This window comes from Rhodohalobacter sulfatireducens (assembly GCF_022012475.1).
GTDB lineage: Bacteria > Bacteroidota > Rhodothermia > Balneolales > Balneolaceae > Rhodohalobacter > Rhodohalobacter sulfatireducens.
The window spans coordinates 21,683-35,183 of record NZ_JAKLWS010000009.1 but is presented as its reverse complement, the minus strand read 5'-3'; the positions used below and the strand labels follow the sequence as shown (position 1 = coordinate 35,183).

The 13,501-nt window shown below is 41.5% G+C and carries 13 protein-coding genes; 5 read left to right on the top strand and 8 right to left on the bottom strand.

Annotation, left to right across the window (positions count from 1 at the left end):
• Window positions 1-59: 59 nt before the first annotated feature.
• A complete protein-coding gene (locus tag L6773_RS08930) occupies window positions 60-905 on the bottom strand; it encodes an MBL fold metallo-hydrolase (protein ID WP_237853534.1) in 846 nt (281 codons plus the stop codon).
• Window positions 906-910: 5 nt separating this feature from the next.
• On the bottom strand, window positions 911-2,695 hold the full coding sequence (gene sppA / locus L6773_RS08925; protein ID WP_237853533.1) for a signal peptide peptidase SppA: 1,785 nt from the start codon (window positions 2,693-2,695) through the stop codon (window positions 911-913).
• Window positions 2,696-2,810: 115 nt separating this feature from the next.
• On the opposite strand from sppA, the gene L6773_RS08920 reads away from it, so the two are divergent.
• Both L6773_RS08920 and alr read left to right on the top strand, forming a co-directional pair.
• Complete coding sequence (locus L6773_RS08920) at window positions 2,811-4,418, top strand: phytoene desaturase family protein (RefSeq protein WP_237853532.1); 1,608 nt, start codon at window positions 2,811-2,813, stop codon at window positions 4,416-4,418.
• The gene (alr, locus tag L6773_RS08915) at window positions 4,415-5,491 is read left to right on the top strand and encodes an alanine racemase (RefSeq protein WP_237853531.1); all 1,077 of its coding nucleotides are present in this window, start codon (window positions 4,415-4,417) and stop codon (window positions 5,489-5,491) included. The genes L6773_RS08920 and alr overlap by 4 nt, the downstream gene beginning before the upstream one ends.
• Here alr and L6773_RS08910 read toward each other — a convergent pair.
• From L6773_RS08910 to L6773_RS08890, 5 genes are all read right to left on the bottom strand, one after another.
• The gene (locus L6773_RS08910; RefSeq protein ID WP_237853530.1) at window positions 5,475-6,026 is read right to left on the bottom strand and encodes an FKBP-type peptidyl-prolyl cis-trans isomerase; all 552 of its coding nucleotides are present in this window, start codon (window positions 6,024-6,026) and stop codon (window positions 5,475-5,477) included. The genes alr and L6773_RS08910 overlap by 17 nt on opposite strands.
• 117 nt (window positions 6,027-6,143) lie before the next feature.
• Window positions 6,144-7,004, bottom strand: coding sequence for a twin-arginine translocase subunit TatC (tatC, locus tag L6773_RS08905; RefSeq protein ID WP_237853529.1), 861 nt, complete (start codon window positions 7,002-7,004; stop codon window positions 6,144-6,146).
• A gap of 129 nt (window positions 7,005-7,133) precedes the next feature.
• Window positions 7,134-8,432: a serine hydroxymethyltransferase gene (glyA, locus tag L6773_RS08900; protein WP_237853528.1), complete on the bottom strand. Its 1,299-nt coding sequence runs from the start codon at window positions 8,430-8,432 to the stop codon at window positions 7,134-7,136.
• A 7-nt stretch (window positions 8,433-8,439) separates the two neighbouring features.
• Complete coding sequence (gene rpiB / locus L6773_RS08895; protein WP_237853527.1) at window positions 8,440-8,880, bottom strand: ribose 5-phosphate isomerase B; 441 nt, start codon at window positions 8,878-8,880, stop codon at window positions 8,440-8,442.
• Window positions 8,881-9,020: 140 nt separating this feature from the next.
• Window positions 9,021-9,830 (bottom strand): alpha/beta fold hydrolase, encoded by an 810-nt coding sequence (locus L6773_RS08890; RefSeq protein ID WP_237853526.1) that lies wholly within the window; start codon window positions 9,828-9,830, stop codon window positions 9,021-9,023.
• A 166-nt stretch (window positions 9,831-9,996) separates the two neighbouring features.
• Here L6773_RS08890 and L6773_RS08885 point away from each other — a divergent pair, with 166 nt between their 5' ends.
• Together L6773_RS08885 and L6773_RS08880 are read left to right on the top strand one after the other, a co-directional pair.
• Window positions 9,997-10,764 carry a lysophospholipid acyltransferase family protein gene (locus L6773_RS08885; RefSeq protein WP_237853525.1) on the top strand — a complete coding sequence of 256 codons (768 nt, stop codon included), beginning with the start codon at window positions 9,997-9,999 and terminating at the stop codon, window positions 10,762-10,764.
• Window positions 10,765-10,795: 31 nt separating this feature from the next.
• Window positions 10,796-12,379: a VTT domain-containing protein gene (locus tag L6773_RS08880; RefSeq protein WP_237853524.1), complete on the top strand. Its 1,584-nt coding sequence runs from the start codon at window positions 10,796-10,798 to the stop codon at window positions 12,377-12,379.
• Between the two features lies 1 nt (window position 12,380).
• On the opposite strand, the gene tadA is transcribed toward L6773_RS08880, so the two are convergent.
• Entirely contained in the window at window positions 12,381-12,842 is a 462-nt protein-coding gene (gene tadA, locus L6773_RS08875; RefSeq protein WP_237853523.1) for a tRNA adenosine(34) deaminase TadA, read from the bottom strand.
• Window positions 12,843-12,896: 54 nt separating this feature from the next.
• Between tadA and L6773_RS08870 the strand changes: the two genes are divergently transcribed.
• Window positions 12,897-13,448 carry an adenine phosphoribosyltransferase gene (locus L6773_RS08870; RefSeq protein WP_237853522.1) on the top strand — a complete coding sequence of 184 codons (552 nt, stop codon included), beginning with the start codon at window positions 12,897-12,899 and terminating at the stop codon, window positions 13,446-13,448.
• Window positions 13,449-13,501: the final 53 nt, after the last annotated feature.

Below are 13,501 nucleotides of genomic sequence, written 5' to 3'. Positions count from 1 at the left end.
CCTGACAATTCAATCGGTTTTTTAATCTTTATTCTGACCGGGCAAGCTTTTCGATGTGCCTATGGTTTCAACAAGATATATTTTTTCTGTGGATCCCTTGAAAGCTTCCCTGATTTTTTGAAAAGGGAATGATAAAAAAACATGACAGCCTTCTCTTTCAGCGCTTGTTTGAGCAGTAGCGTTTTAGATTTTTTTGACTGGAGCGGGTCAATATCAATATTTCGCATCGAGTAGTGGTTGAGATGATACTCCGTAGGTACAAGATCCCCCATGAAGTAAGCAGAATTATCCCCATCTTTTAATTTTACGATCATATGTCCCGGTGTGTGTCCGCCAGTCTTTATGGCAAAAACTCCATCAACCGGTTCATAGATTTCCTGATCTACAAATGTAAATCTCTCTTCGGCTATCAGCTTGTACATTTCATCCAGTTTGTAACCGGCACCGGGTATTTTTATATCCCGGTTGATTTGTGAGAGTGCATAATCCCATTCATCTTGGTGAAGAATATACTCAGCGTTTGGAAAGGTTGGTTCTGTTTTTAAATCTTCAGATACACGGGAAATCCCGGCTGCATGATCAAAATGAAGGTGTGTGAGGATTACATAATGAATATCCCGGGGTGACAGATCAAAAATATCCAGGTTTGTAACAACATTTGAAGCTTTTTTGTATTGGCTCCCGGAATCCAATCCCCATCCTAAACCGGGATCAACCAATATATTTTTTCCGCTTTTTTGTATCAAGAGCGGATCGATCCCAATAGCGGATGTGAACTTCCCGATGTTTGGATCATCCTTAAGATTATCCAGCCGCGAGGATTCTATTTTTTGGAATGTTCCATCCTCGAAAAGTTCAAAAAAACCCTCGCTAAGCTGTTCAATCGTAAATTCACCAATCTTCATCTATGTCAGGAGTCAATTTTGTATGGAAGAAGGGTCCAATGTTGAATTCCTTTTTGGTTGAGTAGATTATTTACGTCGTTCACATCTGATTGAATATCACGCGGTATCCAGCCAAACATCCAGCTTTTCACCTGGGCATTGGCTCCTCCAAAAAAGGCTTCGAATAAGTCTTGCTTCTTAGGATAGGTTTCGATTTTATAATCCTCAATTTCGGCCATCTCAGCAGCGATTCTCAAGGCATCGTCGATATCACCAATTGCATCAACCAAACCAACTTCAAGCGCTTGTTGACCGGAGTAAACACGACCCTGGGCAACAGCATCTACTTGCTCTACCGACATCCTCCTGTTTTCCGCAACTACGCTTAAAAATGTATTATAACTCTGCTCAATATTAGCTTCGAAGATCGCCTGCTCATCATCCGTCAGAGGGGTTGTAAGGTCAAAAAGGTCTGCATACTCGTGAGTCTTCAATGTCTCATAGTTGATTCCAATTTTCTCTTCCATTAACTCCTGTACATTAAAGAGCATATTTGCAACACCGATAGACCCTGTAATGGTGTTGTTATTTGCAAGAACTGTATCAGCGCCCATCGCCATATAATAGCCGCCAGAAGCTGCAACGGATCCCATGGAGGCAATGACCGGTTTTTTCCCGGATGCCTGCTTAATATGATGCCATAAAATGTCGGAGGTTGTAGCAGCTCCACCCGGACTATTAATGTGTATCACAATAGATTTAATATCATCGTCTTCTAACGCATCGTCTAGTTGCTTTTTAAAATTACCAGCTGTAATTCCTGTATTGTTATCAAAGGGTGACTCGGCAATCTCCGGTAAAATCGTGCCTGACGCGTAAATAACAGCAATTTTATCGGTTGTTTCAGAACTTTCAAGGCCAGCGCTGCTATTCGAAACTCTGTTGTATCGTCCAAAGTCAACTGTTTTGAGGTCCTCTTCAGAATCATCTCCGATTCTTTCTTTAATGATATCAACAACCTGATCACTGTAAATCAGTGAATCTATCAAACCGTTTTCAACAGCAAATTGCAGGCGGTTAATTGGAGGCGTATTCATTAAGTCGTTGATTTCGTCAGGCGACTTACCTGTTCGCTGGCTTACTGCATCTACAAAGGTACCGGAAAATGACTGAAGAATATCGTTGATCTGCTCGCGATATTCCGGAGAGCTGGATTCATTTAAATAAGGCTCAACTACGGATTTGTATCGCCCGGCACGAAGCATTTCAGGTTCAACCCCAATCTTATCCAACAATTCCCGGTAAAAAGTAAGTTGAGCCGTGAATCCGCTAAATTGAAATAAAGTTTCAGGAGGTGAGAAGATGCTGTCTGCCGCTGTAGCCAGGAAATAAGCTTTTTCATTCATCCCGATATCGTCAGTACTAAAGTAGATAAATTTGCCGCTCTCTTTAAATTCCCGGAGATCTTGATAAACCGTTTCAAGATTTGCCCAGGTGGCTGTTACATTATTTGCTTCGATCCAAATGCCCGGAATTTTATCATCTGCGGCAGCTTTTTTCAAATTTTCTTTCAATCCGGTAACAGAAACCCTGTTCATCATTTGAGGATTAAATAACTCCTGGAATGGATCATATGCAACCCGCATAGGAATACTGCCCGACAAATTAACTTTCAGAACGGTATTCGAACGGATATAGGGTTCAGGTTGAGATGAACTACTGGCGAGTATTCCAAAAAAGATTAGAAAAATGATGAGTAAAGCAATCAGCGTTCCAAGAACGGATGCCAGGAAAGTTTTAAAAAATTGCATAGCTAAATCTTAAATAGATGTTATTTTTGTGACCGAATGACCAGCCGTTTAGATTTGTTGATCTGAACTTACTAAAAAGTAATATTCATTCCACGAACTTTTAACCATACGCAGCATGAACAAGTTTGATGCAATTATTATTGGCTCAGGCCATAATGGCCTTATAACCGGTTGTTATTTGGCAAAAGCCGGATACAAAGTAGGTGTAATAGAAAAACGTGATACCATTGGCGGTGCTGTGTGCACGGAAACGATGTTCAAATCATCAAAAAACCCGAATGGATTTCGGATGGATGTAGGTTCTTCTGTTCATATCATGATCCATCAAACCGGAATAATTGAGGAATTAGGTTTGACCAATTACGGGTTGGAATATATCGAGATGGATCCATTTATGAGCTATCCCGTTCCGGATGGCAAAGGTGTAATCCACTTTTTCAAAGACCTGGATCGAACCCTGGATTCCATCTCAAAAGTTGCTCCTGAAGATGTTGGAAATTACAAAGAGTTTGTCGATTTCTGGAGTCGAATTAACCGGCATGTACTAAAAGCGTTTATGAATCCGCCAACCGGCAAAAATATTGTTACTGAAATGCTGAAAGGGCAGATAAAGGATGGAGCAATGTTCAAAAAAGGGGAGCAGATGGATGGGCTTCAAAAAATTCTGGGCAGTTATGGAAAAGTGGTGGATGATTCATTTGAAAGTCCCTACATGAAAGCAGCATTGACCTGGTTCGCAGCTCAGTCCGGCCCGCTCCCGGATCAATCTGCTACCGGGGATTTTGCCGGCTGGCAGGCGATGCTTCACCAAAGTGGAGCGAAGCATCCAAAAGGAGGGAGTGGTATGTTAACCCAGGCGATGAAAAAACTCATCGAAGACTATGGGGGAGAGTTCATTACAGACCAACCCGTCAAAAAAATTGATATCAAAAATGGCAAAGCGGTTGGGGTGATTACAGAAAATGATGATTATTTTAAATCGGATTTGATTGTATCGAATGCTCACGTTCAGACCACTATGATGAGAATGGTTGGACGTGAAAAATTGGATCCTTCACTTTTTAAAAAAGTCGAAAATATCCAGGTGGGCAATGGTTTTGGAATGGTGATTCGATGTGCGGTAGAGGAACTACCTCAGTACACAGCCGCACCGGATGACCCAAATATTCATAATGGTATGCAGCTGTTAGCTCCATCAACCGACTATATGAACCGGGCGATTGGCGATTATATGAAAAAACAACCGCCAAAGGATCCGGCTGTGCTGGCGATGACATTCTCCAAAATCGATCCTGAAGTCGCAAAAGACGGGAATCATACACTCTTTGCCTGGGCGCAGTGGCATCCCTATGAACTGGCAGATGGAAGGCACTGGGATGACATCCGTGAGCGCGAAGCAGAGAAAATCTACTCGGTTGTAGAAAAATATGCACCAAATATGAAAGGAAAGCTTATTGATTGGTATATTCAGAGCCCTTTGGATATTGAACGTAAACACGGACTGCTTAGGGGCAATGTGATGCATGTTGAGATGAACTTTGACCAGATGTTTATGTTTCGGCCAACACCCGAGTTGAGCCGGTACGAAACGCCGATTGAAAATCTGTTTTTATCCAGTGCGTCGTGTCATCCCGGGGGAGGAGTATTTGGAGCTGCAGGATACAATGCGGCTCAAGTCATCCTGAAAAAGCGTAATAAGAAATTTTTTGGAGTATCATTTTGAAGATTCACTTTCCCAATTCTATTGTTGAGATTGATCTCTCGGCTATCACTAAAAATCTTGTATCCATCAAAGAAAAGTCTGGCGGCAAAAAAATCCTGGCGGTTGTTAAGTGTGATGCTTACAGCCATGATGCAGTCAGAGTTTCTGCTCATATAGAAGAATTCGTTGATTATCTGGCCGTTGCAAATGTTGATGAGGCTATTGAGCTTCGACTGAGAGGAATTAAAAAGCCAATTCTGGTACTGGGTGTTCCCACTTACAAAAATGCTGCTGCTTTTCAAACACATAACTTAACTGCTACTGTTAGCCATCAAACGCATTTTTCCATTTTGATGGACGGTACATCGTATCAAATAAACTTTGATACGGGGATGGGAAGACTTGGATTTAAACCGGAACAGGCACAAGAAGTGAGACAACTTGCCGTTGCAAATCAGAGATTATCTTGTTCGGGGATCTATTCCCACTATGCTACGGCGGATGATCCGGGTTCCGAGTTTGTTCAAACTCAACATCGTCGTTTCAAGAAAGTTTTAGAGCATTTCAAAGAGGTGCCGCTAATCCATATGAGTAACACCGGTGCTGTGGCGAATTACCCAAAGATCGATCATTTCGATATGATTCGAACCGGCCTTGGAATGTTAGGCTATAATCCCGGAGAAACGCGACATGATTGGCTGAAACCGGTTTTGACCTGGAAATCAACCATTGCGCAAGTCCGTCCCATCAAAAAAGGGGAGGTCGTCAGTTATTCCTCAACCTGGACATGTCCAGAGGATGGATTCATGGCCACACTTCCTGTTGGTTATGGAGATGGCATACCGAGATCTCTCAGCAATAAACTGCAAGTAAGATTTGGTAACAAAATGTACCCACAGGTTGGAAATGTTACGATGGATTACATCATGGTTTACCTTGGGCAGGATCAGGTTAGAACTGATCAGCATGGAATATTGATGGGCAAAGATTCATGGACGGCTCACGACTGGGCCGACCATGGAAAAACCAATGTCCACGAAATTATGACCAACATCCAAAAGAGAGTTTACAGAGAATTTATTGGCTCTTCGTAGGCCCGATATTGGAAATTCTTATATCATATATAAGCGTATTGTTCCTGTACTGGTAATTATTATGTCCCTCCGGAAGGCCCTGAAATCCCTGTTCCGGCGGCACTACGATGGTTCGACGTTCCCCCTGTTTCATCCCAAGTAATCCGATTTTAAAACCCGGGGTGTATGTCATAATGATTGAATAATCAAAAACCTGCTGAGTTTCACCCACAACACTCATTGTAACAGTAACCGGATTTGTACGATCGCTTGAAAAGGTACTGTAAATAATTTCACCTGCATCAGTACGAAGGCTAAGATAAACGGATACCTGGTCCCTGGGTGATACTTTAAACTCTCCATGTCCTTCTTCATGTATATAGGCTCTGACACCTTCACGTAGATCTACAGATTCAACATTTGATGTATCGTACGGCTCCGGAACTGTTGAAAAATCCGGTGGTGGAATTGAAAAAGGATCCTCAGTATCGCACGAGATAAAAATTGAAAAGAAAAGTAATAGCAGTGGTAAGACTATTAATCGGGATTGTGCCATTAAATATTTTTGAAATTATTTCTTAAAAAAATTCAGTTTCTTATTAAGTCTTTTAAAATAGCAGTATTCACAGACTCTTTAAACAGAAACATAAATGTTATATATCAAATTGATGATTTACTGATTAGAAAACGCAGCTTCCATCTCTTTCTTGCGTTTACGATTAGCAATTCTGCTGAGAAGTATAGATAGCTGATATAATAAAATAAGCGGAACGGCAATCATCACCTGTGAAACCGGGTCAGGTGGTGTTAAGAAAGCAGAGAGAATCAGAGCACCGATGATTGCGTGGCGCCGAAACTTTTTCATTCCTTCAGGGGTAACAAGCCCAATTTTTGAGAGAAACCAACTGATGACCGGAACCTGGAAAATAACCCCGCATGCAAGAGTCCATACTGCAACGGATGTAAAATATTCATTGATATCAAACTCATTGTTGATAAAATCGGCAATTACAAATTGAGTAAAGAACTGGACTGCGAAAGGTACTAAAATCAGGTATCCGAATGATACACCAAGGAAGAAAAAGAACGTGATGAACATGGAGTTCAGGAACGTCTTTATCTTCTCCCCGGATTCAAGAGCAGGTTCTATAAACGCCCATAACTGATAGATAAAAAACGGAGCACCAATAATTCCTCCAATTATTATCAAAGTTCCCCAGTAGGTAAAAAACTGACCCGGCAATCGCCTTGAAATTAGTTCAAGTCCAATGGCATCAATTGGCATAATTTGATACATGAAAAAATCTTCCTTTGCCGGCCCGAGTATAAACTCATTGATAAAGAAATCAGAAAAAATGAATGCAATAATTACGCCGCCAAATACACCGGCCAAACCTTTCAGAATTCTCCACCGAAGTTCTTCCAGGTGATCCAGGAAAGACATAGATGCAGTGGGATCTTTTTTAGGAGGCTTGGCTTTGGGTAGAATGGACCCCATGATACTTCTGTTGGAACTTTCTGTAGACTCGCTCATTTATCCTAAACCTGCTCTAAAAATAATCTGGTGTGATATTTATTATGGAAGTTGATTACAACGTGTTTAAGCGTTGAAAGTTATCAAATATGTAGCAATAAACCGCCAACAAATTTTTTGGAAAATTATTTAGGCCTCAACAAAATCATAGAGTGGAAATTCAGCACAGATATCCTGCACCTGCTCTTTAACCGATTTCAAGGTTGATTCATCATTTGGGTTTTGAAGTACGGTATCAATTAAGCGTACAACTTCTGTGAATTGATCTTCTTTGAAACCTCTTGTTGTGAGCGCCGGGGTACCCAGGCGTATTCCTGATGTAACGAATGGACTTTCCGTATCAAAAGGCACCATATTTTTGTTCACGGTAATTCCGGCTTTATCCAACGATTCCTCTGCAATTTTCCCTGTCAGATTCTTATTCCTTAAATCCACTAAAATCAGGTGATTATCCGTACCGTCACTCACAAGGTTATATCCGCGATTTTTAAACTCATCCGCCATATGCTTGGCATTAACCTGGAGCTGTTTTTGATAGGTTCTAAATTCAGGTCTCAGTGCTTCTCCAAAAGCAACTGCCTTGGCTGCAATCACGTGCATTAATGGACCTCCTTGAGAACCTGGAAAAACCGCCGAATCTAACACTTCACTCATATTTTTAACTCGACCGGATTTTCGGGCCTTTACTCCCAACTTGTTTTTTCCGTCCTTTCCTAAAAGAATCATTCCACCGCGCGGCCCGCGCAGCGTTTTGTGAGTCGTGGTTGTAATGACATCTGTGTAGGGAAGGGGATCATTCAATACACCGGCAGCAATAAGCCCGGCTGTGTGTGCCATATCCATCCAGAGGAAAGCACCAACTTCATCAGCAATATCCCGGAAGGCACTGTAATCAAAATCACGGGGATATGCGCTTGCACCGATGGAGATCATTCGGGGTTGAACCTCTTTAGCTTTATCGCGGACTTTATCCAGGTCGATACGGCCTGTGTCCTTCTCTACTCCATAAAATTCTGCCTGGTAGGTAATTCCCGAGAAGTTAACGGGAGAACCGTGAGTGAGATGACCGCCATGTGACAGGTCCAATCCGAGGAGCGTATCACCCGGATTCATAAATGCTAAATAGACTGCCGCATTTGCAGATGCACCCGAATGGGGTTGTACATTCACCCAGTCAGCATCAAACAATTTTTTAGCGCGATCGCGAGTTAGATCTTCAATTTTATCGACATGTTCGCAGCCTCCATAATATCTTTTGCCGGGGTATCCTTCAGCGTATTTGTTGGTCAGAACCGTACCCATTGCTGAAATTGTAGCCCTGGAAACAAAATTTTCAGAGGCAATAAGCTCAAAATTTTTGTTCTCTCTTTCTGTTTCCTGTTCTATGTATTTATATAGTTCAGGGTCCTGATTTTTCAATACGCTCATGTAAAAATTATTGATCGGTTAGTGATTTAATTTTTTTAATCCTTCGCTCATGACGTCCGCCTTCAAAATCAGACGAAAACCAACTTTCCAGAATTTCTTTTAGTTGATCAGCACTTAACTGCCTTCCCGGTAAGCAAAGGATATTGGCATTATTATGAGTCCGCGTGAGTTTAGCAACTTCGGGAGAATAAACCAAAGCTCCCCGAACTTTAGGATACTTGTTTGCAGTCATACACATTCCCTGTCCGCTGCCGCATACAAGTATGCCCATTTCGTGTTCACCGGTGTTGATCTTTTCAGCTACCTGGATGGCAAAATCCGGGTAATCAACAGAATCTTCCGAATGTGTGCCAAAATCTACGGGCATATGTCCCATATCCTTGAGCATTTTTTTGGTGAGCTCTTTGGCTTTAAAACCTGCATGATCACTGGCAATCGGCACAATCATAATAATATCTCTTTTTTTAAGGAGTGATTAAATATCCTGAAAAAAATAGTGACGGAAAAGCCACTTTGTTTATTATTTGAAACAAATTTCAGGCCGATAAAATTGAAGGGTTTCTAGTTTTGCTGAAGATATCTGAATTATCAGCCCGTTTGCTGGAGGTATCTCTTATGATTTAAAAGAAACTCCATGGAAACTTCATTAAACTTCTCCGGCTTTTCTACATTTACCACATGGCCACTTCCATCTACCACTACTAAGTAAGAATGATCAAAATCTTTAATCATCTTTTTTACAGGCGGTAAAAACATGTGATCTTCTTCCCCCATTACGTAAAGGGTAGGAGCTTCCATCTCTCGCTCCTTAAAATATTTAAGCAGTGGATTTACGTCATATGTGAGCCGAAACCACTTCAGGAACTCCTTTCTCGCCAAATTTTTCGCCTCATTTACAAACAACAATCGAGACTCCTCGTGATTCTTTTTCGGCATGATAATCCACGCAAAGAGGCGGTACAACCACATGAATGGCACAATTTTTTTGAAGGTATGCCCCAACCAAACCAGTATTCTTGAACGAGTATTCAGGCGTGTTATCGCGCCGCACATTACAGAAGAGATCACCCGGTCCGGTTCCATCTCAGCAATCGTTCGAATAATAATTGTCCCCAATGAAACACCCACAAAATGTGCTCTGTCAATATCATTTGTATTGAGCGTTTCAATGACATCCTTGCTGACGGTCTTGAATGTATACTTCTCTTTGTAATAAGTTTGGAGGGAACTCATCTCTTTAGATTTTCCATGACCGCGCAGATCAACTAAAAGTACATTAAATTCCTCGCGGTACGCTTTTACCTGCCGAAACCAGATCGCGGAGGAACCTCCCGCTCCGTGGATAAAAACTACCCAGTCTTTTTCTGGTGAGTTGAAATATGTTTTAGTGTAAAGCATTTGGTGTTTATTCTTAAATCAGTCACAAAGAGTAACGAAAAAATATACAAAAATGATTCGGAGTCAGGGAATATGAACAACATTTCTCAATCAATCTTCATCAAATCATAAAGAACGAATTCAATTTGTTTTATATCTTGGCGGAAGAATAAAAAAAAGGTCTGACATGAGAAAAATTATTGCGACCATAAAGATTTTAATATTCATCACATTCACCATTGCCAACTACTCCTTTTTTGCAGTTGGTTTGATGGTTGCCAAACTACTTGGGCGTAACTGTGAACCGTGGAGAAACCGATGCCTGAAATTTTGGGGGAAATATTCTATGAAATGCCTGGGAGTTGAGATTGAAATCGAGGGAACTCCGCCTGAGCCGCCCTTTTTTCTTGTAAGTAACCACCTGAGCTATATTGACATCCCGGTTTACTATTATGCGTTGAAAACCACATTTGTTGCCAAACTGGAGATTAAAAACTGGCCGGTTGTCGGGTTTATGGCCAGAACATTAGGAATTATTTTTATAGATCGGGAAAATAAGCTTGACGTCCGACGGGTTAATTCAATTATTTCAAGTAAGATTAACAGAAACCAGGGAGTTGTACTTTTTCCAGAGGGCAGAACATCGCCGGGAGATCAGATTTTACGATTCAGGGCGGGACTTTTACAACATCCGGTTGAGGCAAATTTTGATGTACATTATGCGGTTATCCGGTATGAAACTGGAGAAAGTGATCCGCACGCAAGGGATTCTGTCTGCTGGTGGCAGGATATGAGCCTGCTGCAGCACCTGCTGAACCTCGCATCCAACCGATCCATTACAGCGCGAGTTGCATTTGGGAAAAAAAGTATCAAGCATAAAGACAGAAAAGTGCTTGCAAAAAAACTGCAGCGGGAAGCGGAAAAAATATTTGTTCCGGTACAAGCCAAGGCTTAAAAACGAATCACTCAAGTAACACTGGCCATTTTTGAAGAATAATCTTAAAAAATTTATCAAGCTCGTTTTTACGATTTATGTCGGTGCACTTTTGCTTTCATGGAGTATCCAATACTTTTTTCCAACGGTGGACAAATCCAATCTTTATATAGAGGAGCAGGAAATTCTTGCGAATGGGAAGCGGGTGATACATCCCTTTTACTTACTGGATCAACCAAAATCTGAAAGAACAATAATTCTGATCCCTGACCTTTTTGGAGGACCGGAGTTCTTACTGCCATTAGCTCATTCTCTCCGGGATTCATTCAGAGTAATAATTCCTGAGTATCCAAAATCTGCTTTAGATGGCGAAGATGTTAGTTTTACTGTAAAAAAGCGATCCGATTATATTGATATGTTGACGGATTCTTTAAACCTGGATGGAGCTCACCTCTTAGGACACGGTTACGGCGGCCTCATTGCAATAGATCTTGCTGAAGGAAGATCTTCGGACAAGTACAAAAGCTTAACATTATTATCGTCATACGGACCACAGGAGCTGCAGTTCCTGGGAAATCATTTGATTAATAAGTCGCTTTACTCAATGCTCTATCCGGTGGTTACGGTATTCAAATACCTGGTTCCGCACATGGGGTGGTATTATGAGCAACCTGTAGACTTCGACTTTGCCAGAACACTTACAGCCCTCGATCAAAGGCCGGTTCGAGAACAACTATCGCAAATAAAAATGCCTGTGAATATTCTTCAGCCGGAGGATGATCGTTATGTATCGTTGGCAATTGCCAGAGAGATTTACAGGCTTATTCCGCACAGTTCACTTTTTGTTGTAAATGGCGATCACATCTCAACAAAAGAGAATCCCTCAGCTTTTACTCCTCAGATCATGGAATTTATTTCTATGGCTGAGAAGAATCTTGCAACCGGCCGGGAGAATGCAGAATTCAGCAGGGTGGAGGCTTCTATCAAACCTTTTGATACCGAAAATTTTGAAACGATTGGGGGATGGACGCTGATCATTATTATGTTTTTGATTATTCTTATCGCCATCTTTAGCGAAGATTTGGCGTGCATTGCCGGTGGATTACTGGTTGCCGGCGGCATTATTGATTTTTGGTTCGCTGTTATGGCGGCATGTCTCGGTGTACTGATTCCCGATGTGATACTCTATGCACTCGGCAGGTGGATCGGAAATCCAATTCTGTATTACATTCCGTTTCGATGGTTTATTAAACATGAAGACATCGAAAAAGCCGAACAGATGTACAGGATGAGAGGAGTGGAGATTATTTTTGCCACTCGCTTTCTACCGGGTACACGCCTGCCGGTTTATCTCGTTTCCGGTATGATTAATGTAAAATTCTCCTTTTTCCTCTTCTATTTTATCTTGGCGATGATCATTTGGGCACCTCTATTGGTGTGGATTTCAGCTCTCGTCGGGCAGCCAATGATCTCATACCTAACTTCGTACCAAGATTATGCTCTTTGGCTGATTCCAATCGTTTTGGGAGTGATTTATATTGTGGTGAAGGGAATTACCCTCATATCGACCCCAACGGGAAGAAGAAAAGTAATGGTGAAGGTCGGGCGATTCAGAGAGAAATATTTAGGGATGTGAATTATCGTTTCGATCTAAAAAACTCCTTCAACAGAAATTTACAGTCCGCTTCCATCACTCCCTGTATAACTTCTACACTGTGGTTCAGTTTTTTGTTTGATGAGATGTTGAATACAGATCCACAGGAACCGGCTTTTTCATCCATCGTACCAAACACAACCCGCTTGAGTTTACTCCATACCAGGGCACCTGCACACATGGGGCAGGGTTCGAGCGTAACGTAAAGTGTGCAATCATCGAGATATTTGTTTTGAAGAGTTGAGCAAGCTGCCGAGATTGCGATCATCTCTGCGTGGGCTGTGGAGTCTTGCAACATCTCTACTTGATTGTATCCCCGTCCAATAATTCTGTTTTCGTGAACCACCACGGCACCTACCGGCACTTCTTTCTTCTCAAATGCAATTTCAGCTTGTTTAAAAGCCTGCATCATATAATTTTGATGAATATTTTTTCCGTTAAACATTAGATCAGAAAATGTTAAGTTAATTATTAATCAAAGCTACTAACCAAGTATTCAATGCCAGAACTTACGGATGTTGAGCAGTCTATAAAATCACTATTGTTGGAAAATATTCGTTCAATTGAGGATTTTCCAAAACCCGGGATTGTCTTTAAAGATATCACTCCGCTGCTGAATGAAACTTATCTTCTTGAACTCACATCCATGCTGCTCGCAAAACCGTTTCGTGGCCAAAAGATTGATCACGTTGCTGGTTTGGAATCTCGTGGATTTCTATTCGGAACCAACTTAGCTCAAGATCTACATGCCGGATTTATCCCTATCAGGAAACCGGGCAAACTTCCTGCAGAGACAGAAGAAGTGAATTATGAGCTTGAATATGGCACAGATTCACTTGAAATACACAGTGATGCCATTAAAACCGGGGCTAAAGTGCTGATTCACGACGACTTAATAGCAACGGGCGGAAGTGCAAAAGCAGCAACAGATTTAGTTAAAAAACTTGGAGGAGAGATCGTAGGATATTCATTTGTAATGGAGATTAGCGCACTAGAAGGATGCAAAAAACTTGAGAGCATTGCACCGTGTCATTGCCTTCTCTCTGTATGACGGAACAAAAAGAAATTTACTACATCTAAGCATTTGAAACCTTAACTCAACAA